We start from the raw sequence: 24,469 nt of genomic DNA, 5'->3' as shown, positions 1-24,469 counted from the left end.
ATAACCCCTCAGCGGTGGCAGAGAATGTTCTGGCCACCACTGAGGGGTTTCGTCTTAGACCGTCTCCGTGCTGATTTTCGATCTACAAGGGTCAGACCTCGAAAGTGACTGAAGCATTGATCGCAGGCGGTGTGAAGCTCGCGCAGAGCTACCACAGCAGGAAAGGCCGCCGAGCCTGGTAGATGGTGCACTGCGACTCGCTGTCGCAATCATCATGAAGTGATGAAATCGATCGCGGCTGGCAGGTGCTCCGCCACATCGAGCGCGGTGATTGGTCGGCCCTGAGATGACGTCCCAGCCGCCGACCTGGCGGCTGCGTCGTGCAGCAACGCTGCCGTCGCGGCGAGCTCGGCGAAGCGGCGGCCGGTCAGGGTGATGTCGGCTGCATGCCGGGCGGCAAGTGCGCCGAGGATCCCCGCGAGGACGTCTCCTGTACCGGCGGTTGCGAGCCACGGCGTTGCGGGACCCACCCGCAGAAGCGTGCCGTCAGGTGCTGCGATGAGCGTGACTGGCCCCTTCAGTACGACCGTGCAAGAGAGCGCCAGGGCGAGCGCCGCGGCGGCCTCGGAGTTATCTGCGGGCTGTGGCCGACCGAGAGCCCGCCATACGGCAGCAAACTCGCCCGCGTGGGGCGTGAGGGCGAGCGGTGCTTTCGGGGATGCGGAGAGTCGCGTGCGCACACAGAGTTCAAGCGCGCCAGCGTCGGCTACGACGGGTCGCGACCCGGCGAGAACCGCGAGCAGCTCGGCGGTCTCGGCGGGGGAACGCTCTGCCGGATCGGTGCCGCTCCCGATGAGCCATGCGGTGAGTTTGCGATCCGCCCGAGAAATCACGGTCTCTGGTCGCGCCGCGAGGACTGCCGCAGCTGGGGTTGGAAGGCCGAACTTGGGCGCGTTCGCATCGATCTGCGGTACGAACTGCACGAGACCGACACCGGTTCGCCATGCGGCTTCAGCCCCGAGCACAGCTGCGCCGGGGTAGGTGACTGATCCGGTGCGCAGTCCAAGCACTCCGCGGCTGTATTTGTGATCGTGGGTACCGGGCGGCAATAGGAAAGAGGCGGCATTCGATGGCTGCCAACGGCTAACGGCGTCGCTCACGTGTGCTCCTTCACGACCTCGGTGCGGCAACATCGGTTCTGGCGTCAGTCTTATGTGGCTGAGTCGCGGCTCAACTCGGCCTGGAGCTTTTTCGAGAGCGAGCCGAATACGATCTCGTAGGCGTGTTCAATGAGCTCGCGAACTCGTTCCTCGGGAATTGTTGCATCTGGCACGAAGCGGATCGTGTTCCAATGCACCTTGTGTGAGTAGTACCCGGGCACGACCTCGGGATACGCCTGGCGCAGGGCCTCGTTTTCGTGTGGGTCGCCCTTCAGTGTGATGGAAGGAACTCCTTCGCCGTCTTCACCGAGCCTTGCGAACTGCTTTGTTCCGACCGCGAGAATGTACGCGTCCCACTCAGGCTTCACGAACGTGACGGCCCCCGGGAGCTTCACCACGAGTTCGTCGAGCCAGGGGATGGTGATGAGTTCTCGAAGTGTGTTCGCTGTCATAGCTCACAGCATGGCACCTCAATCGACTGAACGGAATAGGCGGTGGCGAAACCGTCGCGTCGCTTTCCCCCTTGTGTGGCTTCGCCCCAGCATTGCTACTCCGAAGTAGTGGCCAAAAACCGCCGCGCCAGCGGTGACAGCTGCCCATCCCATACGCCACGGAATACCCGGGTCATGACGGGTCCGCTGAGTGGCACGCGCACAAGTTTGCCGAGCGCGATTTCACCCTCCACGAGGCGTAGGCTCAGCACGGCAGGAGCGATCCCGGCGCGGGCGTTCGCGCGAATGATGCCGCTCGTCTCGAGCACCGCGGCTGGTGTGGCGAGACTGCGTCCTACCGCGCCGAGATAGCTTTCGATCGTTGCGCGCGTGCCTGAACCTTCCTCGCGCACGAGGAGGGGAGTAGCCGCAAGTATCTCGGGCGTGATTGACACCGTGTGCGCCCACGGGTGCGTGGGTGACGTGACCACTGCGAGTTCGTCGCTTGCGACATCGGCCGTGTTCAGGCCGACTGGCGCGTGCGGGCCTTCGCAGAATCCGAGGTGGGCGGATCCTGACCGCACGAGATCAGCCACCGTCGTCGAGTTGCCCGCCACGAGCCGGACCGTCACGGATGGCGCACGTCGCTGGAACTCGAGGAGCCAGTCGGGAAGCATGAGTTCAGCAATCGTCTGTGACGCCGCAACGACGAGTTCGCCACTGGGCTGCTGCAGTGCTCGCACGCCGGCGTCGAGTCGATCTGCCGCCTCGAGCACGGGCTGGGCGAGGCCAAGTACGAACCTCCCAGTTTCTGTGAGTGACGAACCAGAGGGGGAGCGGCGCACGAGTTGATGGCCGACGGCGCGCTCCGCGATCCGCACTCGTGCAGAGACTGCTTGCTGGGTGACTCCAAGGGAATCTGCGGCGCGAGTAATCGACCCGGTCGCAGCGACCTGCTCGAGCACCTCGATCGTGTCGAGGTCGAGCGTGCGGTCGGTGATGCGTCGATTGGAGGTCACAATTATCTATTGTGCCCTACCAATCTGACCGACGTAGTGGGCAAAGCTGTCGCGCGCCAGACTGGATACATGACCGCAACCACCAGTGCACCGCCCCAGTACACGCCGCCTGCTGCGCACCATGGGAAGGCGCCGCACCGCCTCTTCGCGGCGCTCAGCTCACCGCGCGAGATCTACTCGAACCTCACCCCGAACTGGTATGCCTCGATCATGGGCACCGGCATCGTCGCGATTGCTGCCGCCTCACTGCCGCTCCAGTTTCCCGGACTGCGCACCGCAGCGACGGTGATCTGGGCGCTCGCCGCAGTGCTTCTGGTGGCGCTTACCGTGACGACTGTGCTGCATTGGATCCGGTTTCGCGGCACTGCATCAAAGCATCACCTGCACCCGGTAATCTCACACTTCTACGGCGCTCCACCCATGGCATTTATGACCGTCGGCACTGGCACGCTGTTGCTCGGCAAAGACTGGATCGGGATCGACGCCGCTGTCTCGATTGACTGGGCGCTCTGGACCATCGGCACGATCGGTGGCCTGATTACCGCGGTCATGGTGCCGTACCTCGCGTTCACGCGTCACGACTACAAGCCCGAGTCGGCGTTCGGTGGCTGGCTCATGCCGGTCGTGCCGCCCATGGTCTCGGCGACCGGCGGCGCCCTGCTGCTCCCGTACGCTCCGGAAGGCCAGATTCGCGAGACGCTGCTCTGGACCTGCTACGGCTTCTTTGGTCTCACGCTCATGGCCGCGGTCATCATCATCTCGCTCATCTGGAGCCGTCTCATGCAGCACGGTGTCGGTGCGGCGGGCATGGTTCCGACGCTCTGGATCGTGCTTGGCCCCGTGGGACAGTCGATCACCGCGGCCTCGCTGCTCGGTGCAAACGCGAGCGGCGTCGTGAGCGATGAGATCGCCGCGGGCCTCAACACCTTCAGCTTAATCTACGGCTTTGCAATGCTCGGCTTTGGACTGCTGTGGACAACGGTCGCACTCGCCATCACGATCCGCACCGCCCGCGCTGGTCTGCCCTTCAGCCTGACCTGGTGGTCGTTCACCTTCCCCGTCGGCACCTGTGTGACCGGACTCAACGGGCTTGCAGCACACACCGGCCTCGTCGCGGTGCAAGTGCTCGCCGTGATTTACTACATCGGTTTGGTCGCCGCGTGGATCATCGCGGCATCGCGCACCTTCCACGGCTCCGTCATCAAGGGCACGCTGCTCGCGCCGCCCCAAGCTGCGTAAACTGGTCTGCGGCCGTTTCTTCTTTGCCAGTGACGCGAGGAAAACGGCCAGAGAAGGGGAGTGCGACGTATGCAGCGCGAGAATCAGACGGCCACGAAAATGAGCGGATCAGCGCACCCTCCCACGGTGCTCAGCGCGCTACGCTCGCCGCGGTTGCTCACTCGTGAGGTGCTCGCGGGACTCGTCGTTGGTCTCGCGCTCATTCCCGAGGCAATCTCATTCTCGATCATCGCTGGCGTTGACCCGAAGGTTGGCCTGTTCGCTGCCTTCGTGATGGCAGTAACGATCGCTTTTGTGGGCGGTCGCCCCGCAATGATCAGCGCCGCGACCGGCGCCGTCGCTCTCGTGATCGCACCGGTGTCGCGCATCTACGGCATGGACTACTTCATCGCCACGGTCATGCTCGCAGGCGTCTTCCAGATTCTGTTCGCGGTGTTTGGCGTCGCCAAGCTCGTAAAGTTTGTGCCGCGCAGCGTGATGACTGGATTCGTGAACGCACTGTCGATTCTCGTGTTCATTGCGCAGCTGCCGCACCTCATCGATGTCCCGTGGGCGGTGTATCTGCTTGTTGCTGCTGGGCTCGTGATCCTCGCGGTCCTGCCGCGCTTCACGCGCGCGATCCCAGCGCCGCTCGTCACGATCGTCATCATCACCGCCGTCGTGATTCTCTTCGCTATCAACGTGCCCAACGTTGGCGATCAGGGCGAACTGCCGCACAGCCTGCCTGAGCTCTTCATCCCGAACGTGCCACTCAACCTCCATACGCTCGCGATCATTGCGCCGTACGCAATCGCAATGGCACTTGTTGGCCTCATGGAGTCGCTCATGACCGCGAAGCTCGTCGACGACATCACGAAGACGCCATCGAACAAGACCAGGGAAGCGTGGGGTCAGGGCGTCGCGAACATCGTGTCTGGCTTCTTTGGCAGCATGGGTGGTTGCGCGATGATCGGCCAGACGATGATCAACGTGAAGGTCTCGGGCGCCCGCACCCGCATCTCGACGTTCTGCGCCGGTGGCTTCTTGCTGCTGCTCGTGGTCGTGTTCGGCGACCTCGTCGCTATGATCCCGATGGCGGCACTCGTTGCCATAATGATCATGGTCTGTGTGGCGACCTTCGACTGGCGCAGCATCACGCCCCGGGGACTCAAGACGCTTCCCAAGCGCGACACCATCGTCATGGTCATCACGGTCGCGCTCGTCGTCGCGACCTCGAACCTCGCGGTTGGCGTGATCGTCGGAACGCTTCTTGCAGCGCTCATCAACGCGACCGCGCGCAAGTTCGCGCTCGAGCGTTAGCCCCAACGCGAGCCCCAACGCGAGCGCCAGGCCGTCACCCGGCGCCCCGCACAACGTTCGCTGATCCGCGCCCGGTAGAATTGAACGATGCCCCCGAAGTCTCCGCTCGCGCAACGCAACGGTCTTGATCCTGCGTGGTTGCGCACTGACGGCTTCGATCGCAACCAGCCGAGCCCGTGGCTGACGATGCGCGATTGGCTCGATGATCGCCTGCGTGTGCACATGGACGTCGATGAGCGCATTGCCGAGGAGCGGTTCATTCTCGCCGATGGTCAGCCCGTCAGAGCGGAAGACCCATATAAGCCGTACACCTTCGTCTGGTTCCATCGTGACCTGCGCGAGGAAGCGACGGTTCCTGGCAAGATCCACACGGTGTTTGAAGACGAGCGCATCATGGTCGTCGACAAACCGCCGTTCCTGTCGTCGATTCCGCGCGGCAGGCACGTTATGCAGAGCGTCGTGGTTCGCCTACGGGCCGAGCTCGGGCTGCCAGAACTGACGCCCATGCATCGCCTCGACCGTGTGACGAGCGGACTCCTGCTCCTCGCGAAGGAGCGGCAGTGGCGCGGCCCGTACCAGTCCATGTTCCAGTACGGCCAGATCACCAAGACCTATCGTGCGATCGCTCCGCTGCGCGAAGGTCTTGAGATCCCGACCGTCGTGCGCAGCCACATCCAGAAGGAACACGGCATCATGCGCGCGACCGAGATCGCGGGAGCCGAGCCGAACTCGGAATCCATCGTCGAGCTGGTGGGGGAGCTGGCTGGGGGATCCGCGCCCCTCGCATACCCAGAACTGCCAGGAGCAGACGGCGAAATTGCCGCGCCCCCGCGCCTCGGCGAATACAAGCTGTCACCCGTGACCGGTAAGACGCACCAGCTGCGCATTCACCTCGCCAGCCTCGGGATCCCGATCGTGGGCGACCCGCTGTACCCGGTCGAGCGCGACGTCACGATCGACGATTTCACCACCCCGCTGCAGCTGCTCGCGAACCAGCTGTCGTTCACCGATCCTGTCGATGGAACCGAACGCTCATTCACGAGTGCACGCGCGCTGCCGTTGCTGACGAACGAGTAGGGCGCGGATCCGCCCACCCCTCAGCAACCTGCAACGTTAGGCGGCGGGGTGCGAGCCGATCGCGGTCTCGAACGAAGCGCCGTTGAGCTCAACGTACAGCGTGCCCTCCGTGCGTGACACCGACATCGTGTTGCGACGATCGAGTGCGCCAGCGAGGTCATCGATGAACTTCGAGTCAAAGCTGTGCACGACAAGGGCCTCTGCGTTGTAGATGGTCTTGCCCTCCCACGCGCGCAGCACCTTCGCGGGATCGCGATGGGTGTACACCGCAGCGTAGTCAGCGAGCTTGCTCCCGAAATGCATGCGAGCTGCATCGGGTGCGCCAATCTCGATCCACGAGGTCACCTTGCCAGTGAGGTCCTTCACCCACAGGGTGGGTTCGTCGGTCGTTGAAACGCCGCCACCAAAGTCGATGCCCTCCTGAAACTCCAAGCAATATGCCAGCACGCGCGTCACCATGAAGGCCTCAGTCTCAGACGGATGCCGTGCTACGCGCAGCGAGAAATCCTCGTAAACGCCGCGATCAATATCAGCGAGCTGAATCGAGAAATTAAGAATGGTCGAACCGATAGCCATAAACACCGATTTTAGAGGCTCCGTGCGCCGAGTGTTTCTCGTACGCTGGGGATATGACCGCAACACGTGGAGCACTCATCACCGGATCATCCCGCGGCATCGGCGCCGCCATCGCCAAGGCGCTCGCCGCGGCTGGGATTCCGGTGGCGCTGCTCGCGCGCGACGAGGCAAAGCTCGCGGCTGTCGCTGACGAGATTCGTGCCACAGGTGGAGTCGCTGAGTATCAAACGGCAGACATCACTGACGCGGCCGCTGTTGCGGCCGCGGTCGATGAGCTTGTCGCTGCGATGCGGGTACCGCTCACGCTCATTGTGAATGCGGCAGGTCGCATCGATCGTGAGGTGCCCCTTTGGGAAGCAGACGTCGAACAGTGGCGTGCGGTCGTCGAGACAAACCTCATCGGTTCGTTCCATGTGTCGCGCGCGGCGATCCCTGGAATGCTCGCAGCGGGCGGTGGACGTGTGGTAGAGCTCGCTTCTGGTGCTGGCGCGAATGATTGGGCGAAAGCGTCGGCGTACACCCCGAGCAAGGCGGGTGTCATCCGGCTCGCAGGCCACCTGCACGAGGCTGGCTTCGAGCAAGGGCTGCGGGCGTTCGCGGTCGCTCCGGGCGTCGTGAAAACCGACATGACCGATTCGATGGACCTGCACAAGGGTCGCACCGAATTCACCCCGGTGTCAGATACCTGTGACTTGGTGCTCGCGATCTTCGCTGGCGAGCTCGATGCCTGGTCGGGCAAGTATCTGCGTGCGGGGCAGGATTCGCCCGCGTCACTCGCGGCGTATGAGGCGGCGAACGGTGCTCCTGAAAGCTGGGTGCGTCGGCTCGGCATTGAGTCGTGGGGAGAAGGCGACCCCAGCGCGCGACGCTGACGACCGATCGGCAGTTGGCTAGCGGCTGAGCGTGCCGATCACGTCGCCGTCGACGTTGCTGATTTCTAGTACGTTGTTGACGACTTTGCCGGTAGCCATCCCGTTCAGCCAGTCGTCGACGTCCATGCATGCCATGAGGGTCATCGCGCCGTCTGTACCGAACGTGATCGTGTCGCCCGAGGTGGAGAAGCTACCCATGAGCTGGTTACAGCCGTCATTGCCGGTGTAGGTGCCGTCGTCAACGAGGGTGAGGTTTGGCTCGCCGTCGTTCACGGAGCCCCAGGTGCCGAGGACCTGGGTGCTGAGGTCAGTGGTGGACTCGATGCCCGGGGTGTCTGCCTGGCCGGCGGTGCCGTTGCCTGCGCAGCCCGTGAGTGCGAGTGCGAGGGCGCCGGTGACGCCCGCGGCGAAGAGCAAGCGGCCGGTCGAACGAGAGGTGATGTGCATGCTTCACATCTTCCCAAAGAAGTGTGTGAACGGGGTGGAAAACAGATGAAAAGTCGCGAGTCTGAAAAGTGGGTTGGCGTAAGCTGAGAGTCGTCTCCCGTTCGTACAGAAGGGCGTTGCTGGATGGCTCATCCTTACCTCACAGGTGCTACTCAACCGAAGATCTTCGCGCACCGTGGTTTCGTGCCGCTTGAAGCCCGCGATACGTTCGTTGAAAACACCCGGGAAGCGTTTCGTGCAGCGGTTGCTGCGGGGGCTGAATACGTAGAGACTGATGTGCATCTCACGCAGGATGGCGTCGTGGTCTGCTTCCATGATGCAGATCTCGTTCGGGTGGCTGGTGATCCGCGCCCCGTCGCCTCCCTCACGCGTGCCGAATTGGCGGCGGTCATGACCGACAAAGGCGGGTTGGTTACGCTCGAGGACGCGCTTGCGGAGTTTCCAGGTACGCGATTCAATATCGACGTGAAGGCTGTCGCTGCTGCTGAGCAGACCGGCTGGATCGTTGCTGGGGCGGCGGATCGCGTGCTCCTCACGAGCTTCTCCGACCGCGCACGTACTCGTGCCCTCGCTGCAGCCCGTGAGCGTGGTGCGCTGCCAGCGACCTCCCTTGGCAAGCGTGGCATCATGACGTTGCTTGCTGCGTTGGCGACCCGCTCCGAGTGGGCAATTGACCGAGCGCTTGCTCGCGTTGATGCGCTGCAGATTCCACTAAAGAGTGGTCTCGTGCCCGTGCTGACTGAGCGGCTGGTGCGCCACGCACATCGGAACGGCGTCGAGGTGCACGTCTGGACCGTGAACAACCCGCTTGATATGCGCGTGCTTATGAAGTTCGGTGTCGATGGCGTCGTGACTGATCGCACAGACCTCGCGGTGGCAGAGCTGCGCTAACTGGCGCGACGAGCGTCGCGCGCTGGGTACCGTGGGCGACGATGTGAGGGTTTTGCTTGACAACATGAATACCCCCGGGGGTATAATTTTGGCAACGAAAGAACGAACTGAATGGAGCCCCCATGCGCATTGTTGTTGTCGGTGGAGTTGCCGCGGGAATGAGCGCGGCCGCACGTGCCCGCCGCCTTGATGAAGACGCGCAGATTATCGTGCTCGAGCGAGGTGAGCATGTCTCGTTCGCGAACTGCGGTCTGCCCTACTTCGTTGGCGGCGAGATTGTTGAGGAGTCCTCGCTGCTGCTGCACACGCCCGCGACGCTGCGTGACGCCCTCGACCTCGACGTGCGCACGGGTCACGACGTTATCGGCCTGAACGCTGATGCGAAGACCATTACGGTGCGAAACGCGGCAGGGGAGCAGGAACTCACGTATGACGCGCTGATTCTCGCGCCCGGAGCGACCGCAGTGCGCCCGAGCATTACCGGCCTCGATTCGCCGCGCGTACGCACGCTGCGAACTGTCGGAGATGCGGTCGCTCTGCGTGAGACCGTCGAGGCAGGCGCGCGCCGCGCGGTTGTGCTTGGAGCTGGCTTCATCGGCGTCGAAGCCGCCGAAGCGCTGCGCCTGCAGGGGCTTGACGTTGACGTTGTGCAGTCGGCTTCACACGTGCTTGCGCCGCTGGAAACTGAAATCGCGAGCCGCGTGACTGCAGAGCTCGGACGCCTGGGCATCACGGTCCACGCCGGGACCACCGCGAACGCAATCACTGAAATCGGTGATGGTGCAGAAGTGATGCTGAACGATGGGCAGCGGATCGCCGCAGACCTGATCGTGCTTTCTGTTGGAGTGAGTCCAGACACTGAGGTGTTCTCGGCAGCTGGCATCAAGGTCGAGCGCGGCGCAATCGTGGTTGATGAGCACGGCCGCACCAACCTGGCAGACGTGTACGCCGCAGGCGATGCAACGGTCTCGACGGACTGGGTGACCGGGATCCGTCGTCCGGTAGCGCTCGCAGGCCCCGCGAACCGTGCTGGTCGTCAGATTGCAGACGCGATTCTGCGCCCCGAAACCGCGCGCCCAGTGCCGGCGCCAGTCGGCACCGCAATCGTGCGCGTTGGTGAGTTGACCGCCGCAATGACCGGTGCGAACCGTGCCGCGTTGGATCAGGCTGGCATCGCGTATGAGACGCTGCACCTGCATCCGGCCCAGCATGCTGGCTACTTCCCTGGCGCTACCTCGATGGCGCTCGTAGTGCACATTCGCAAGAGTGACGGACTTGTGCTCGGCGCTCAGGGCGTTGGCAAAGAGGGCGTCGACAAGCGGATCGATGTGCTCGCTACCGCGATCCGCGCGCAGTTCACTGCGGCAGACCTCATTGACCTTGATCTCGCATACTCGCCGGTATACGGCAGTGCAAAGGATCCCGTGAATATGATCGGGATGGTCGGCTCAAACGTGATCGATGGGACGCTCACGCTGTGGTACGCCGAACAGTGGGCATCGCTGCGTGAAGACGCGCTCATTCTTGATGTGCGCAGCGTCGGTGAGTTCGACTCGGGACACCTGCCCGGTGCCTTGAACATCCCGCACACCGAGCTGCGCGAGCGCATCAGTGAGGTGCGTGAGGCCGCGGCAGGCCGGCCCGTGCGCGCGCTCTGCGGTTCTGGTGTGCGATCGCACATCGCGAACAGAGTGCTTGTGCAGGCAGGATTCGACTCTGCGTCGATGTCGGGCGGCATGAACACGCTGCGCGACGTGCTCGGCACCGATATTCTCGTTCGCTAGGAGCTCCTGGCCTGTATGCCGCTAGGCAAGAATATTGCTGAGCGGCATACTGGGCACAGGGATCTGCGGAGCAGAGGAGACGATGGTGAGCGAGCCGCTGAACGAGCAGAGTGTATCTGGCGAGCGCCAGGAGGCAGCCGAGCGCGGTGACACGGGCACGAATGCACCATTGCGCGGGTGGGTGAAACGTCTTACCTCGCGGATCCTCAAGCTCCGCATTGTTCGAGCCTTCATGTTGTACGGCGAGAACCGTGGCGCAACCTATGCTGACTCCATCACTTACCGGGCGCTCTTTAGCGTGTTTGCCGGAATCCTGCTGGTCTTTTCGTTTGCGGCACTGTGGGTTGGGGGAGACCCCTCAGCGATGCGCTCCCTTGAAGCTGCGCTGTCTCGTGTGGTCCCCGGCGTACTGGAGCTCGTCGACCTTGAACAGGTGAACATGCCCTCGGCGTTCACGATCGTTGGCGCCCTCTCGCTCGTCGGCCTCATTGGCGCTGCTATCAGTGCGATCGGCAGCCTGCGCGTGGGCTTCCGTGAAATTGCAGATGAGCTCCACGATGACGGATTCTTCGTCTGGGTTGTACTGCGCAACCTCCTGGTTGCGATTGGATTTGGGGGCTTACTGGTAGTTTCCGCTGGCCTCAGCGTCGTGAACTCGATCGGTGTCGGCGCGCTTGCATCGTGGATCGGAATTGCAGAAACCTCTCCGGTGATGCGCGTGCTCACCCAAGTGCTCGGGGTGGTCGCGGTACTGATTATCGATACCTTGGCCATCGCGATTGCATTCTCCCTGCTCTCGGGGTTCCGTGCAGCTGGGCGAGCGTTCTGGGCTGGCTCCCTGCTTGGCGGCATCGGCTTGACTGTGTTGCAGGAGCTCTCTGGACTGTTCGTGCGTGGCGCAACTTCGAACCCGCTGCTCGCCTCGTTCGCGGCACTGATCGCGCTGTTGCTCTGGTTCAATCTTTCGGCGCAGGTGATCTTGCTCGCGGGAAGCTATATCGTCACGGCAACCAGGGAACTGGCGGATCGCAAAGCCGGAAACCAGGCACCCGAAACCATGGCCGAGTACCGAGTACGGCGTGCCGAGGTGGTGCATCAGGTGGCCACGCGTGACCTGGCGATCGCACGGGCAACCGCCGTGCGCGAGAAGGATAAAGGGTGACGCGAACGGTAACGCGGCGCTCACATAAACGTATACACTGCGGGGTATCCTGAGGGTACCTTGAATATTTGGAGGATCACTTGACTGAGCAAACCGTCGAAACACCCGAGGCGAGCCAGCACGATGCTGAAGCGCAGCGCAAGGTATTGAATCGTTTGCGACGCGCTCAGGGTCAGCTCGGCGCCGTGATCTCCGCAGTCGAGCGCGGCGACAACTGCCGCGATATCGTGCAGCAGTTGTCAGCCGTCTCGAAAGCGCTCGACCGGGCAGGGTTCCTCGTGATCTCGTCTGCACTCAAAGACTGCATGACGAACCCTGATGATGGAAACAACCCAAATCCTGAGGAGCTTGAGAAGCTCTTCCTATCACTGGCCTAGTGAATGAAATAGTGAGGGCGCATGCAGTATCTGCATGCGCCCTCACTATTTTGGGTGAGCGCCCGCTCAGTAGGTGCGAGTTTGGGGCGCCTTGGTGATCCGCCGGTACTTGCGGTTGCGGGGTACCAAGATGATCGACGCGACCAAGATCGCAACGAGCGATGCCGCAATGATGGCAACCTTTGCGTCTGATTGCTCGAAACTGCCCGCGGCGAAGCTCAGCTCTGCGACGAGCAAGGAAACGGTGAAGCCGACACCGGCAAGCGCGCCGATGCCGATGAGGTCGATCCAACGAATCGATGGGTCAAGCGGCTTGCGGGTGACAAGCGTCATGATCCAGGTCACGAGAGTGATGCCGATCGGCTTGCCGAGGACGAGCGCGGCGACGATCGCAAGTGTGAGCGGGGCCGTGACTGCCGCCTGCACGCCTGCCCAGCCGCCGATGTTTACGCCCGCTGCGAGGAACGCGAAAACTGGGACGGCAAAGCCCGCTGACATTGGTCCGAATCGGTGTTCCATGCTCTCGGAAAGCCCCGGTGTGCCCTCTGCTAGCTTGCTGCGTCGTGAGTGCAACACCGGAACGGTGAAGCCCAACAGTACGCCGGCGATGGTTGCGTGGATACCTGAGGTGTGCATGAGTGCCCATGCAATGACGCCGAGTGGTAGCAAGATGCACCATGCGAGCAGTGGGCGTGTCAGGAACGCTGACTGCCAGCGCTGCGCGACGAAGCCGTAGATCGCGATGACGAGCAGCGACAGCACGAGCGGGACGAAGTTCAGAGTGTCCGTGTAGAAAATCGCGATGATGCCGATCGCGATGAGATCATCAACGACCGCGAGCGTGAGCAGGAAGATGCGGAGCGCGCTGGGAAGATACGAGCCGATAATCGCGAGCACAGCAACCGCAAAGGCAATATCGGTGGCTGTCGGAATCGCCCAACCACCAAGTAGTGCCGTGTCGTCGCGCAAGAGTGCTACGTAGATGAGCGCGGGAATGGCCACGCCACCAGCGGCCGCGGCGATCGGCACGATCGCTGTACTGAACTTCCGCAGGTCGCCGGTGACGAATTCGCGCTTCAATTCAAGCCCGACGACGAAGAAGAAGATCGCAAGCAGGCCGTCTGAAGCCCACTGGCCAAGTGAGAGGTTCAGGTGCCAGGGTTCGTAGCCGATTGTGAAGTCGCGCAGGGCGAAGTAGCCGTCGGACGCGGGGGAGTTTGCCCAGATGAGAGCTATGATCGCTGCAATGACGAGCAGCATGCCGCCGACGGTCTCGCGGCGAAGAAAATTACCGAGTGCCGAGCGCCGTCTGCGAGGCGACGGAGTAGGAAATGCGGGGGAAGTAGTGGCTTCAGCCATGAGACTCCTTGGGTGCGTGGAACAGAATGTCGACCAGGCTTCCCGACGCACCATCCATGTGCTGAACACGGAACTCTGTTAATACTACCCATACCGGCTGGGGCAGCGGGATACAAGGGATTCAGAGGAATTCGTGGAAACAGAGAGAATCGGTCGCTCACCCCGTGCGCTGGATAGTGTCTGGAAGTATGAAGCAGCCAAATTCGACCAAACGATTAGCGCGTGCGTTCACAGGCGTCAATGACACCACCCAGATCCCGCACCCGGCCCTCCTCCCCGGAATCGGAGTAGAGCAAACTGCGACGCGATTCCCAACCAACAAGTTCGTGCTTGGTGGCGCCGTCGTAGTGACGCTTGCGGTGATCTCGTGGGCGTTCATTGCGCCAGACAATCTCCTCGACGTGGGTTCGACGTCGCTCACCTGGGTCACGATGAACTTCGGCTGGCTGTTCGGTGCGCTGGCAATAGTGGCTGCGCTATTCATGGTCATCGTTGGCTACGGTCGCACCGGCGGCATTCGTCTCGGAGCCGACGATGAAGAACCTGAGTACTCGACCACCTCCTGGGTCTCGATGCTTTTCGCCGCAGGCCTGGGTATTGGCTTGCTCTTCTACGGCCCGCTTGAACCGCTCACCTATTTCCAGTCACCTGCCCCGAGCCAGTCGGTGGTTGGCGGAACCCCTGCTGCCGCGCTGCCCGCAATGGCGCAGACGATCTTGCACTGGGGTCCGATCGCCTGGGCCTTTTACGCGCTCGTTGGCGGCGCGATTGCCTACAGCACCTTCCGTCGCGGTCGTGCCCCGCTCATCTCGGCACTCTTTGAGCCAGTCTTTCCTGGTTCGAGTCACCGTGTGCTCGGTCGCCTCATCGATTTCTTCGCGATTGTCGTGACGCTCTTCGGAACGGCGGTCTCGCTCGGTATCGGCGCGCTGCAGATCCAGAGCGGATTCATGCTCGTGACCGGCCTTGGCGACATGGGCAATATGTTCCTTATCGGCTCAATCGCAATCCTCACGGCGCTGTTCATCGCTTCGGCGGTGTCTGGCGTGAAGCGCGGCATTCGAATTCTGTCGAACACGAATATGTTCCTCACCGGCATGCTTGGCCTCTTCGTGCTTATCGCCGGGCCAACGGTATTCTTGCTCAACTACATGCCGGCGTCGCTCGTCGAATTCGTGAACCAGCTCGGCGCGATGCTCTCGCTCAACGCGAACGACGGCCCGGAAGCAGTGGACTTCCTTGGAGCTTGGACCACCTACTACTGGGCGTGGTGGGTGTCATGGACGCCGTTCGTTGGCATGTTCATTGCGAAGATTTCTCGTGGCCGTACGCTGCGTGAGTTCGTCACCGTTGTGGTGTTCGTGCCTTCAGCGATCGTAATCGCCTGGTTCGTTGTGTACGGCGGCACCGCGATCTGGATGGCGCAGCAAGGCGTCGACCTGCAGGCCGGCGGTACGAGCGAAGAAGTGCTCTTCCAGCTGCTGCAGCGCCTGCCGCTCGGCATGATTACCTCGGTCATCGCGATGATTGCGGTCATCATCTTCTTCGTCACCGCGGCCGATTCTGCCTCGATTGTGATGGCATCAATGTCACAGTCTGGCCGGCCAGAACCCGCGAAATGGGTGACGGTTCTGTGGGGACTCCTGCTCGGCACGATTGCGGCGTCGCTGTTGCTCGCTGGCGGCCGCACTGCGCTGTCTGGTCTGCAGTCAATCATGGTCGTTTCGGCGCTCCCATTCGCGATCATTGTGATCGGGATCATGATTTCCTGGGCAAAGGAACTGCGCACTGATCCCTTCATCATCAGGCGCCGCTACGCGAAAGCGGCTATCGCGCAGGGCGTGCGCCGCGGCATTGATGAGTACGGGGATGACTTCGTATTCGGCACTAGTGAGGTTCCGGCGGAGGAGGGTGCCGGAGCTGGCTTCGACAGTGAGGATCCCGCACTCACCGAGTGGTACATCGATGCGACCACTGGGCCGATCGATACGATCACCGCCGAGGACGTTCGCCGTACCCTTGAACCGGGTCGTATCCAGCCGCCGGCAGAAGCCCCGCCCGCACGCGCTGCCTCGGGCGATGCCTCGCTCACGGTTGGCGAGAAGGTCGATGACACTGGTGCGGATCCCGATGCCGAAAACACTGACGGCGATCCGAAGCCGCAGGCCGATCCGCCAACGGTCTAACGGGCGCGGATCTCACGCGCTATCGTGCACAAACACCGAGGGGTGCAGCCGAACGAATCGGCTGCACCCCTCGGTGCGTGAAACGGATAACCGGAGTTACTTCGCCTCGTTCTGAGCCTTCAGGAGATCGCGGATCTCAGTGAGGAGCTCGTCGGTGCTGGGGCCAGCTGGTGCTTCTTCAGCGGGCTTGCCCTTGAGCTTGTTCATGGGAAGTACAAACACGAAGTAGACAACAGCCGCGACGATGACGAAGTTCAGCAGGGCGCCAAGTACAGCGCCGAATGCGAGCGCGCCGCCGCCGGGCAGAGTGACCACCATCGCGCCGTCGAGCGAGTCAGCCTTGAACACCATTCCGATGATCGGATTGATGAACGACGTCACAACGCGCTCAATCACCGCATTGAACGCTGCGCCGATCACGACAGCGACCGCGAGGTCGATGACGTTGCCGCGCATCAAAAACTCTTTGAATCCCTTGAGCATGGATTAACCCCCTGTGCCAGAACTATGAATAGTTCGAGCGTAATCTACTTCGCGGCAGCAGCAAGCGCCTTTTCGAGATCAGGATCAACTGAGTAGTCCCACTGCTCACCGTTGATGAGCACGAGCGGGGTGCCCATGAGGCGCTGCGGGCCGTCTGCCTGCGGCTGACCGTACTGGTCCTGCAGCTTCGCACCGTCAGCGAGCTGCACTACACCTGCGCCGTTGAGTACCTCATCTGAGTTGGTATTGAGGAACTCAGCGTAGGGAGTCGTCTTGGCGCAGTCGATGAACTCCTGAGTTGCCTCAACGCCTGCCTTGGTCGCCACCTTAATGAGTTCGTCGTTCGAGAGACCCTTGGTGTTTTCTGCTGGCTGCACCTTCGAGCTAAAGAGCGAGGCGTGAACCTCGTACGCGTGCTCAGGCTGCTGCGAAACGGTGCAGGCGAAGAGGTTTGCCGCGCGCGTCGAGTAGTCGGTGCCCTGCGACATGCGGTTGAGGAAGGTCATCGGCGTGACCTCCAGCGAGATTTCACCGGCATCGAGCTTCTCGGTGAGCATGTCGCCAAAGCTCTGCTCGAACGAGCCACACGCGGGGCACATGAAGTCAACGAAGACCGAGACCTGGGTCGGGGCCTTCAGCGTGGTGGGGTCGACAGCCACGCGATCCGCGCCCTGTGCGAGCGGCTCTGACGCAACAACCGCGTCGGTGGAAGTGAACACCGCGCCACCCGACTGCATATTCGCCGGGGTCGAATCGAACTTGGTTTGTGCGACGTAGTCTGCGTCACTTCCCGCCGAGCAAGCCGTCAGGCCGCCGAGCGCGAGCGCCGTGATAGCGCCAGCCCCCGCCAGAATGGTCAGTTTCTTGCGGAGGTTGTTCGCGTTCTTCATACCGGGTGCATCCTTTGCGTCGTAAAGTGTTCTGCGCATAACCGTAGTCGGCAAAAGCGTAAAGATCCGTGAGAAAACTCTTCAAGTTTCGCGTCGGCATGTGAATCCTGGAAGAATGAGGACGGTCGGCACACAGTGATGTGGCGACGGACGACTGGCCTGCAGTGGCCTGGACACGGCCAAAGGAGCGACGTGAAGTACATTTCGACCCGTGGGGGTATGGATCCGGCAGAGTACGGTGAGGTGCTCCTCGAAGGCCTCGCGACTGATGGCGGCCTCGTAGTTCCAGAGACCGTTCCCCAGGTGACGAGCGAGACGATTGAATCGTGGCGCGACCTTTCGTACCCTGAGCTCGCAGCTGAGGTGCTGAGCCTTTATGCGCACGACATTCCTCGCGCCGACCTCGATGCAATGTGCGCACGCGCATACACTCGTGAATCGTTCGTTGCAGACGAGGTAGTCCCCGTTACGAAGCTCGATGCTGACATCACACTCGTCGGCCTTTCGGAGGGCCCAACCCTCGCGTTCAAAGACATGGCAATGCAGTTCCTTGGCCAGTCGCTTGAATACGTGCTCGCGCGTACCGACCGCACACTCAACATTGTTGGTGCGACCTCGGGAGACACTGGTTCGGCTGCGGAGTACGCGCTGCGCGGTAAAGAAGGCATCTCTGTCTTCATGCTGTCGCCTCAGGGGCGCATGAGCGATTTCCAGCGTGCTCAGATGTACTCGCTCGACGACGAGAACATCCACAACATCGCGCTCGAGGGCGTATTCGACGACTGCCAGAACCTCGTAAAGGCACTCTCGGGCGACCTCGAGTTCAAGCGTGAGAACCACCTCGGCACCGTCAACTCGATCAACCTCGGCCGCATCAGTGCGCAGATGGTCTACTACTTCTGGGCATGGCTGCGCGTCACCGATTCATTGCCCGTCACCGAGCGTGCCGGGTACGAGGTGTCGTTCACTGTTCCCTCGGGCAACTTCGGCAACATCCTTTCGGGCCACATGGCGAAGACGATGGGTCTGCCTGTTCGTAAGCTGGTTCTCGCTGCGAACGAAAATAACGTGCTTGATCAGTTCTTCCGCACGGGCATGTACGCACCGCGCAGCTCGGCTGAGACCTACCTCACTTCGAGCCCTTCGATGGACATTTCGAAGGCTTCAAACCTCGAGCGCTTCATCTACGACCTGCTTGGCCGTGATGGCGAGCGCCTCTCGGCCGCATGGCGCGAGCTTGATGAGACCGGCAAGATCGACCTCACCGCAGAGCTGCCACGCCTTGAAGGTGAGTTTGGCTTCGTCAGTGGCACGAGCACGCACGCGGATCGCGTTGCCACGATCCGCTCGACCTTTGAGAATACGGGCGTCATCATTGACCCGCACACCGCAGATGGCGTGAAGGTTGCTCGCGAGCATCTCGAGCCGGGTGTGCCCATGCTCGTGCTCGAGACGGCAAAGCCTGAGAAGTTCCCCGAGATCGTGTTCGAGGCAACGGGCAAGCAGCTCGGCATGCCTGAGCACCTCGCCGGGCTTCTCGACTTGCCGCAGCATGTCACTGAGATGGCAAATGACGAAGCGCAGCTTCGCGAGTTCGTTGCGGCGCGTGCGGTCAAGCCGTAACCTCGACAGCTGACGCGCCCGAGTCGCACAGAACGGGGCGGGGAGTTTTGCTCCTCGCCCCGTTTTGCGTCGTCTGAGAGGTGGGGCAAGGGGCTCGTGGCGGGGTCTGGGGGGATTGAGTGTGTCGGGCGCTGAACAGGGAAAAGTTATGTGACACTCCCGAATGAGTCTGCTCGATTTGCGCGGGGTGTATGCAACGTGCCAAGATATATCTCGTTGCCACGGCAGCGGGAAGCGATTCCCGAAGCGAAGTCAGCATGGCCCCATCGTATAGCGGCCTAGTACTCCGCCCTCTCACGGCGGCAACGCGGGTTCGAATCCCGCTGGGGTCACAACTAGGCAAAATCCCTCATCTATTGCAGATGGGGGATTTTTTGTTTCTGGGTTGGGATTTCCCATCGCCCCATGGAGTGGGTCGTTGGTGGGTTTCAACTGTTGAGCGGCGCAGCGCGTGGGGTCGGAGCGCTCAAAACTGAGACCATTGCTTGCGACTTGCCGAGCGTATGCCTCGATTTGCGAGTGAAGTTCACTGCGTGCAAAAATATATACGTTGCCACGGCAGCGGGAAGCGATTCCCGAAGCGAAGTCAGCATGGCCCCATCGTATAGCGGCCTAGTACTCCGCCCTCTCACGGCGGCAACGCGGGTTCGAATCCCGCTGGGGTCACAACTAGGCAAAACCCTCACTCGGTAGAGTGAGGGTTTTCTGTTTCCCGGCCTGAATCTCGTCCGATCCGCTCTAATGGGACGTTCTGCGGAATGCACGCGCAGCCTCTCTGGGGAAGCGTGGACGCCTGAATTGACTTGGATGTCCGTCATCGGCGGCAGCGGGGGCGTTGCTGCCCGTGAAAGTCGTGGACTGCGTACGCCAGGCTCCTGCCAGAGAGACACGCTGTAGGTGCAGCGCGGAGAAAGGCTGGAGCGCCGAGTATTTGGACAGGTTGCCGGGCTGCTCAAATCATTGGAGTCTCGGATGTGTATCGCCAAGATCGTTGAGAATAGGCCAAACACTGCGCCTTGGGGTGCACCAGTTTGTGCGGTGGTGTCGCTGAAGCCTGGGTTGCTGGTGAGGTGCTTCGGGGTGCGTCGCACGGAGTGTGCCTCGGAGTGTGCAAGAATTGATCCGTTGCACAGATGAGCTTGCTCAGAAGCGCCGCACGGCCCCATCGTATAGCGGCCTAGTACTCCGCCCTCTCACGGCGGCAACGCGGGTTCGAATCCCGCTGGGGTCACCAACTAGGCAAAAAACCCTCACTCATACAGAGTGAGGGTTTTTTGTTGCCTCAGTGAGGTATGTGAACGATTCGAGTCTTACTCGGACGTGCCGCGGAGCGCCTCGGTAACGAACTGGGAAATAACCGTCGGGCCGAACCCGAGAGCGCGCAGATCTGCGACGTATGTGGTGCTGAGCGCTGCCGCTGTGCCGGCCGCCTGCGGATCCGCGGGCGCGATATCCGAAATAAAGGTACCGGCCCGACCGCGTGTGATGACGTAACCGTTTGCCTCGAGCTCGCGATACACGCGTGCAACGGTATTGGCAGCCATGCCAAGCTGCTCAGCGAGCCTTCGTACGGGCGGAAGACGGTCTCCAGCGGCAAGCTCATGGTTCATGATCTGCTTCGCGATCTGACGACGTAGTTGTTCATATGGGGGAACTGCCGATTGCGGGTCAACCGAGAGCGACAGGGTGAGGTCCATGTGTTTCTCCTGCTCGGGTGTAGCGGTACCGGGCGGCAATGCTCGATATCCAGCTATTTTACCGCGTTACGGGGTGGTTAACGTATCTATGTGATCCAATGAACAACTACATGAAGTGGTTAGGGTAAGAATTATGAGTACTCCAAAGACACAACCTACTGATGCGAACGTCGATGTGTTTCTTGACGCGGTCGAACCCGCGAAGCGGCGGGCAGATGGCCTCGAACTGGCGCGTATCTTCCATGAGGTGACAGGCGAAGCACCCGTGCTCTGGGGGCCGACGATGATTGGCTACGGCAGCTACAACTATGTTTCACCGGCAAATCCGGCAACGCGGGGCACCTGGCCAAAGGTTGGCTTCTCGCCGAGAAAGGCGCAGCTCTCGCTTTACGGCCTGAAAGACCTGCCCGCAGGGGAGCAGCTGCTCCCAAAGCTCGGGAAATACACCGAGGGTCGCGGGTGCGTGTACGTGCGCAAACTCGAAGACATCGATGAGTCCGTACTGCGCGAGCTCATTCGGATCGGGGCCGGCCGCGCTGACGATCCCGATCCGCGCGCAGTTTGAACGAGTGCGTCAGCGCTACGCGAGCAGACGCACAGTGCGTAAGGGTGCGTCTGCTTACTCGGCCTTGCCGCCAGCAATCGCGTCGTCGATGAGCTCGCGGTAGGTGTCGGTGGTCTTTGCCGCGGCTTCCTTGACTGCTGGGCGCTCAAGACCGGGCAGTGGCAGCATCGCCGCATCGCGGAAGTACGCGAGCTCCTGAATTGATTCCGCAATGTCCGCGAGTGCACGGTGGCCACCGCGCTTCTCTGGCGCAAGCGAGTAAGCGTTGGGGTACCAGCGGCGGCTGAGCTCCTTGATTGTGGAGACATCGATGCTGCGGTAATGCAGGCGCTCCTCGAGCGTCGGCATGTACTTCGCAATGAAGCGACGGTCCATGCCGATGGTGTTACCTGCGACGAGCGGGCGGCGGCCCTTCGTGACGAGGCTATTCACGTACGCAAGTACCTGTTCTTCGGCTTCGGCCACGGTCGCGCCCGAGGCGATCTTCGGCAGGAGGCCCGACTTCTCGTGCATGCCGCGTACAAAGTCATTCATGTGCTCCATGGCAGCTTCACCCGGGTTGATGATGATCTCGAAGCCCTTGGCGTCAAGCGGCTTCAGATCGAAATCGGTGATGATGAGGGCGATTTCGCAGAGCCCGTCGAGATCCGCATCGAGCCCGGTCATTTCGCAATCGATCCAGACGATCTGCTCAGCGGGTGTGTTCGACACGGGTGCCTCCTGTGGACATGCGAGAAAAGTGGCGCGAATTCCTGCAATAAGTTGCAGGTCACGAATCTCCAGTCTATCTCCGTGGGTATTCTTAGAGGTATGGCTGTTCTTCCCATTACGATCTGCGGCGAGCCCGTATTGCATCATCCGGCTGAGCCGGTGACCGAATTTGACGCAGATCTGCGCAAGCTCGTTGACGACATGTACGACACGACCGTGGCAGCGCCCGGAGTCGGCCTCGCGGCACCGCAGGTCGGCGTGAACAAGCGCATCTTCGTGTGGATGTACGAAGATCAGGACGAGGCTCCAGCAACGGGCGTCGCGATCAACCCTGAACTGTGGATTTCCCCGCCCGTTCCAGGCATCCCCGGCGAAGACGAAGAAGAGGGGTGCCTCTCGTTCCCCGGTGAGCGTTTCGCGCTTCGCCGCTCGGAGCGTGCGCTCCTCCGCGCACAGGACATCGACGGTAACCCCTTTGAGATTGAGGCCTCGGGGTGGTTTGCTCGCATCCTGCAGCACGAGTACGATCACCTGGACGGTTTGCTCTACGTAGACCGTCTCCAGCACCCCGAAAACAAGGGTGCTCAGAAGGCTCGTCGCCGCAACGGTTGGGGCCAGCCCGGCCTCACCTGGATGCCAGGAGTAGACGACATCGACGCCTAAGCGATCCGCCAACTACTGCTTCGTAAGCCCCTCCTTGTGAGGGGCTTACGCATTTATCGGGTGCGCAGGGTGCGCGAATCGGGCATGGTCGCCCAGTAGACGGCCGCAATTGCCGTGAGCGCCGCAGTTACTGCGAACGCCAAGCCAAAGCCGGCGGCGTCGACGATTGCGCCAGCGACAAGGGGGCCGAGTAGACCGCCAAGGTCGCTCGACATCGAATACGTCGAAACGACGGTACCGCCGCGACGATTGCCGAGCACATCTGCGAGCACTGCCTGCTGGCCAGGGTTGGCGAGCGCTGATCCCAAGCCCGCGACCACCATGATCACGGCGGCCTGCCAGACCGAATGCGCGAGTGGGAACACGAGGTAACTCACCGAGACGACGCTCAGGCCAATAATGAGGAGCGGTTTGCGGCCGATCGTATCGTTCCAGCGGCCTGATGGCAGGATGAGGATCGCATTGCCAGCGGCGTACCCCGCAAGGACCCATGCCGCGAGGGCGGCATCGCCGTTAAATACGATCGCCACGAAGAGCGGAATGATCGAAATGCGCACGCCGAACGATGTCCAGCCGAAGGCAAACACGGAGACCAGGAGCGCGCGGTAGTGCCGGATGCCGAGGGCTTCACGGAGCTGCATTGGCTGATCCGCGCTCTTCGCCTGGGCCGTGCCCCCGGTCGCGCGCTTGCTGCGGAGCGCGATGGTGACAATGATCGCCGCAATGACGAGCGTGATGAAGTAGAACACGAAGGGGGCGCGCACACCGTAGCCAGCGACGACACCGCCGAGGACGGGGCCAAGGAGGCCGCCGAGGAGGAAGGACGCCGCATTGACGCTCGCGACGCGTCCGCGGGCATCTGGGGGACTGACCTCAACGAGGAGCGCGGTCGCGGCGATCGTGAACATCGCCGACCCGAGACCGCCAATGCCCCGCAGCACCATGAACTGCGCGTACGTCTGTGCGAGCGCAGCCGCCCCCGTCGATGCAGCAACGATCAGAATGCCAAGCGTGTAGGTGCGTCGTTCACCGAGCTTGACGACGATCCAGCCGGCAAGCGGGGCGCCAACGAGACGCATGAGCGCAAAGGCACTGACGATCGCTGAAGCAGCAAAGGTCGACACACCGAACTCGAGCGCAAACTGCGGAATGACCGGAGCCACCACGCCGTACCCAAGCGCGACAGTAAACCCACCCGCGACCAGCGCCCAGACTTCAAACGGCAGCTTGTGCTTCGCGGGTTTCGGCATCCTCCTAGCTTAGCTCTGGGGCGCGGATCGCGGCTGCCCAGAAACAAGTCAACGTTACGCAGTGCGCGCTGCGATCTCGGGGTCTCGCTTCGTATAAGCTTGAGTGGTTGCCTCCGTAGCTCAGGGGATAGAGCAAGAGCCTTCTAATCTCTTGGTCGCAGGTTCGAATCCTGCCGGGGGCACGATCGTGCGGGGCAGGGTGCCAAACACCCTGCCCCGCACCTCTTTACGGACGTGTCGCCTGCGCCTCGTAGGTCACCCAGGTCGTGCGCGATGCGAGCGAGTCGTACAGCGTCTGAGCGGTGTGGTTGTCGTCTGCGGTTTCCCACTGCACGATGTCGCATGCCTCTGCGCCCGCGAGGTCGGTGAGCGCACCGATCAACGCGCGGCCGACACCCTGGCCGCGGGCTGCGGGATCGGTGAAGAGGTCGTCAAGGAAGACGTTCTTCGTACCGACGTATGGCGAGAAGAAGAAGCGGTGGTGTGCAATGCCCTGGATGGTGCCGTCGACCGAGGCGACGAGTCCGGAAGTGGGGTGCGCAGGGTCGAGCAGCCAGCTCCACACGCGGTCCAGCACCGCGTCCGATGGTTCGAGCTTGTAAAACTCGCGGTATGCAGCAAACAGCTCGCGCCAACGGGGCTCGTCTGCGGCGGTAATGGGGCGAACGGTGACGGCAGGTTTGGTAGCCATTGCGGGGTCCTCACTGTGACGCGCCAGGTAGGCGCGGACTTCTGATGATCACTCTCCATCCTGCCCAAAACTGGTAT

23 protein-coding genes, 4 tRNA genes and 1 pseudogene are annotated in these 24,469 nt (G+C 61.9%); 16 read left to right on the top strand and 12 right to left on the bottom strand.

Annotated elements, in window-relative coordinates:
* Positions 1 to 212: 212 nt before the first annotated feature.
* From ICL81_RS06465 to ICL81_RS06455, 3 genes are all read right to left on the bottom strand, one after another.
* Positions 213 to 1,100, bottom strand: a complete 888-nt coding sequence (locus tag ICL81_RS06465; RefSeq protein WP_353055445.1) for an ADP/ATP-dependent (S)-NAD(P)H-hydrate dehydratase — start codon at positions 1,098 to 1,100, stop codon at positions 213 to 215.
* A gap of 50 nt (positions 1,101 to 1,150) precedes the next feature.
* The gene (locus ICL81_RS06460; RefSeq protein ID WP_188034087.1) at positions 1,151 to 1,552 is read right to left on the bottom strand and encodes an MmcQ/YjbR family DNA-binding protein; all 402 of its coding nucleotides are present in this window, start codon (positions 1,550 to 1,552) and stop codon (positions 1,151 to 1,153) included.
* A gap of 95 nt (positions 1,553 to 1,647) precedes the next feature.
* Positions 1,648 to 2,550: a LysR family transcriptional regulator gene (locus ICL81_RS06455; RefSeq protein ID WP_188034086.1), complete on the bottom strand. Its 903-nt coding sequence runs from the start codon at positions 2,548 to 2,550 to the stop codon at positions 1,648 to 1,650.
* Positions 2,551 to 2,619: 69 nt separating this feature from the next.
* On the opposite strand from ICL81_RS06455, the gene ICL81_RS06450 reads away from it, so the two are divergent.
* The 3 genes and pseudogenes from ICL81_RS06450 (at position 2,620) to ICL81_RS06440 (ending at position 6,165) form a co-directional block, all read left to right on the top strand.
* Positions 2,620 to 3,789: a TDT family transporter gene (locus ICL81_RS06450; protein ID WP_188034085.1), complete on the top strand. Its 1,170-nt coding sequence runs from the start codon at positions 2,620 to 2,622 to the stop codon at positions 3,787 to 3,789.
* 69 nt (positions 3,790 to 3,858) lie between these two features.
* Positions 3,859 to 5,052 (top strand): annotated as a pseudogene (locus ICL81_RS06445) (SulP family inorganic anion transporter); the annotation flags it as partial.
* Between the two features lie 123 nt (positions 5,053 to 5,175).
* A complete protein-coding gene (locus tag ICL81_RS06440) occupies positions 5,176 to 6,165 on the top strand; it encodes a pseudouridine synthase (RefSeq protein ID WP_188034083.1) in 990 nt (329 codons plus the stop codon).
* Between the two features lie 36 nt (positions 6,166 to 6,201).
* Here the strand turns inward: ICL81_RS06440 and ICL81_RS06435 are convergent, their stop codons facing one another.
* Positions 6,202 to 6,741 carry a YaeQ family protein gene (locus ICL81_RS06435; protein ID WP_188034082.1) on the bottom strand — a complete coding sequence of 180 codons (540 nt, stop codon included), beginning with the start codon at positions 6,739 to 6,741 and terminating at the stop codon, positions 6,202 to 6,204.
* A 53-nt stretch (positions 6,742 to 6,794) separates the two neighbouring features.
* Between ICL81_RS06435 and ICL81_RS06430 the strand changes: the two genes are divergently transcribed.
* On the top strand, positions 6,795 to 7,613 hold the full coding sequence (locus ICL81_RS06430; protein WP_188034081.1) for an SDR family NAD(P)-dependent oxidoreductase: 819 nt from the start codon (positions 6,795 to 6,797) through the stop codon (positions 7,611 to 7,613).
* Positions 7,614 to 7,631: 18 nt separating this feature from the next.
* Here ICL81_RS06430 and ICL81_RS06425 read toward each other — a convergent pair whose 3' ends face one another.
* On the bottom strand, positions 7,632 to 8,060 hold the full coding sequence (locus ICL81_RS06425) for an META domain-containing protein (RefSeq protein ID WP_188034080.1): 429 nt from the start codon (positions 8,058 to 8,060) through the stop codon (positions 7,632 to 7,634).
* A gap of 123 nt (positions 8,061 to 8,183) precedes the next feature.
* On the opposite strand from ICL81_RS06425, the gene ICL81_RS06420 reads away from it, so the two are divergent.
* The 4 genes from ICL81_RS06420 (at position 8,184) to ICL81_RS06405 (ending at position 12,274) form a co-directional block, all read left to right on the top strand.
* Complete coding sequence (locus ICL81_RS06420; protein ID WP_188034079.1) at positions 8,184 to 8,951, top strand: glycerophosphodiester phosphodiesterase family protein; 768 nt, start codon at positions 8,184 to 8,186, stop codon at positions 8,949 to 8,951.
* Positions 8,952 to 9,073: 122 nt separating this feature from the next.
* The gene (locus ICL81_RS06415) at positions 9,074 to 10,735 is read left to right on the top strand and encodes an FAD-dependent oxidoreductase (RefSeq protein WP_188034078.1); all 1,662 of its coding nucleotides are present in this window, start codon (positions 9,074 to 9,076) and stop codon (positions 10,733 to 10,735) included.
* Positions 10,736 to 10,820: 85 nt separating this feature from the next.
* Positions 10,821 to 11,897, top strand: coding sequence for a YihY/virulence factor BrkB family protein (locus tag ICL81_RS06410; RefSeq protein ID WP_353055444.1), 1,077 nt, complete (start codon positions 10,821 to 10,823; stop codon positions 11,895 to 11,897).
* Positions 11,898 to 11,977: 80 nt separating this feature from the next.
* The gene (locus tag ICL81_RS06405; RefSeq protein ID WP_188034076.1) at positions 11,978 to 12,274 is read left to right on the top strand and encodes a metal-sensitive transcriptional regulator; all 297 of its coding nucleotides are present in this window, start codon (positions 11,978 to 11,980) and stop codon (positions 12,272 to 12,274) included.
* Between the two features lie 66 nt (positions 12,275 to 12,340).
* On the opposite strand, the gene nhaA is transcribed toward ICL81_RS06405, so the two are convergent.
* Entirely contained in the window at positions 12,341 to 13,633 is a 1,293-nt protein-coding gene (gene nhaA, locus ICL81_RS06400; protein WP_188034075.1) for a Na+/H+ antiporter NhaA, read from the bottom strand.
* Positions 13,634 to 13,821: 188 nt separating this feature from the next.
* Between nhaA and ICL81_RS06395 the strand changes: the two genes are divergently transcribed.
* Entirely contained in the window at positions 13,822 to 15,819 is a 1,998-nt protein-coding gene (locus ICL81_RS06395; RefSeq protein WP_188034074.1) for a BCCT family transporter, read from the top strand.
* A 96-nt stretch (positions 15,820 to 15,915) separates the two neighbouring features.
* On the opposite strand, the gene mscL is transcribed toward ICL81_RS06395, so the two are convergent.
* Entirely contained in the window at positions 15,916 to 16,302 is a 387-nt protein-coding gene (mscL, locus tag ICL81_RS06390) for a large conductance mechanosensitive channel protein MscL (RefSeq protein ID WP_188034073.1), read from the bottom strand.
* Between the two features lie 44 nt (positions 16,303 to 16,346).
* Complete coding sequence (locus ICL81_RS06385) at positions 16,347 to 17,192, bottom strand: thioredoxin domain-containing protein (protein WP_188034072.1); 846 nt, start codon at positions 17,190 to 17,192, stop codon at positions 16,347 to 16,349.
* Positions 17,193 to 17,384: 192 nt separating this feature from the next.
* Here ICL81_RS06385 and thrC point away from each other — a divergent pair, with 192 nt between their 5' ends.
* The 4 genes from thrC (at position 17,385) to ICL81_RS06365 (ending at position 20,049) form a co-directional block, all read left to right on the top strand.
* Entirely contained in the window at positions 17,385 to 18,815 is a 1,431-nt protein-coding gene (gene thrC, locus ICL81_RS06380) for a threonine synthase (RefSeq protein ID WP_188034071.1), read from the top strand.
* 259 nt (positions 18,816 to 19,074) lie between these two features.
* A tRNA-Glu gene (locus ICL81_RS06375) sits at positions 19,075 to 19,147 on the top strand.
* 261 nt (positions 19,148 to 19,408) lie between these two features.
* Positions 19,409 to 19,481: transfer RNA gene (locus ICL81_RS06370), tRNA-Glu, on the top strand.
* Between the two features lie 492 nt (positions 19,482 to 19,973).
* Positions 19,974 to 20,049 (top strand) — tRNA-Glu (locus ICL81_RS06365).
* 76 nt (positions 20,050 to 20,125) lie between these two features.
* Here the strand turns inward: ICL81_RS06365 and ICL81_RS06360 are convergent.
* Entirely contained in the window at positions 20,126 to 20,512 is a 387-nt protein-coding gene (locus ICL81_RS06360) for a GntR family transcriptional regulator (protein WP_188034070.1), read from the bottom strand.
* Between the two features lie 133 nt (positions 20,513 to 20,645).
* Here ICL81_RS06360 and ICL81_RS06355 point away from each other — a divergent pair, with 133 nt between their 5' ends.
* Positions 20,646 to 21,077: a DUF1801 domain-containing protein gene (locus tag ICL81_RS06355; protein ID WP_188034069.1), complete on the top strand. Its 432-nt coding sequence runs from the start codon at positions 20,646 to 20,648 to the stop codon at positions 21,075 to 21,077.
* Positions 21,078 to 21,131: 54 nt separating this feature from the next.
* Here the strand turns inward: ICL81_RS06355 and orn are convergent, their stop codons facing one another.
* Positions 21,132 to 21,788 (bottom strand): oligoribonuclease, encoded by a 657-nt coding sequence (gene orn / locus ICL81_RS06350; protein ID WP_353055443.1) that lies wholly within the window; start codon positions 21,786 to 21,788, stop codon positions 21,132 to 21,134.
* Between the two features lie 99 nt (positions 21,789 to 21,887).
* Between orn and def the strand changes: the two genes are divergently transcribed.
* Positions 21,888 to 22,451 (top strand): peptide deformylase, encoded by a 564-nt coding sequence (gene def / locus ICL81_RS06345; RefSeq protein ID WP_188034068.1) that lies wholly within the window; start codon positions 21,888 to 21,890, stop codon positions 22,449 to 22,451.
* Between the two features lie 53 nt (positions 22,452 to 22,504).
* On the opposite strand, the gene ICL81_RS06340 is transcribed toward def, so the two are convergent.
* Positions 22,505 to 23,701 (bottom strand): MFS transporter, encoded by a 1,197-nt coding sequence (locus ICL81_RS06340; RefSeq protein ID WP_188034067.1) that lies wholly within the window; start codon positions 23,699 to 23,701, stop codon positions 22,505 to 22,507.
* Positions 23,702 to 23,810: 109 nt separating this feature from the next.
* Here ICL81_RS06340 and ICL81_RS06335 point away from each other — a divergent pair.
* Positions 23,811 to 23,883 (top strand) — tRNA-Arg (locus tag ICL81_RS06335).
* 44 nt (positions 23,884 to 23,927) lie between these two features.
* On the opposite strand, the gene ICL81_RS06330 is transcribed toward ICL81_RS06335, so the two are convergent.
* Positions 23,928 to 24,392 carry a GNAT family N-acetyltransferase gene (locus ICL81_RS06330; RefSeq protein WP_188034066.1) on the bottom strand — a complete coding sequence of 155 codons (465 nt, stop codon included), beginning with the start codon at positions 24,390 to 24,392 and terminating at the stop codon, positions 23,928 to 23,930.
* Positions 24,393 to 24,469 lie beyond the last annotated feature (77 nt).

The organism is Leucobacter sp. cx-328, assembly GCF_014530035.1.
Classification (GTDB): Bacteria; Actinomycetota; Actinomycetes; order Actinomycetales; family Microbacteriaceae; genus Leucobacter.
The sequence above is the reverse complement of the archived record's forward strand: the minus strand, read 5'-3'. Positions and strand labels throughout refer to the sequence as shown.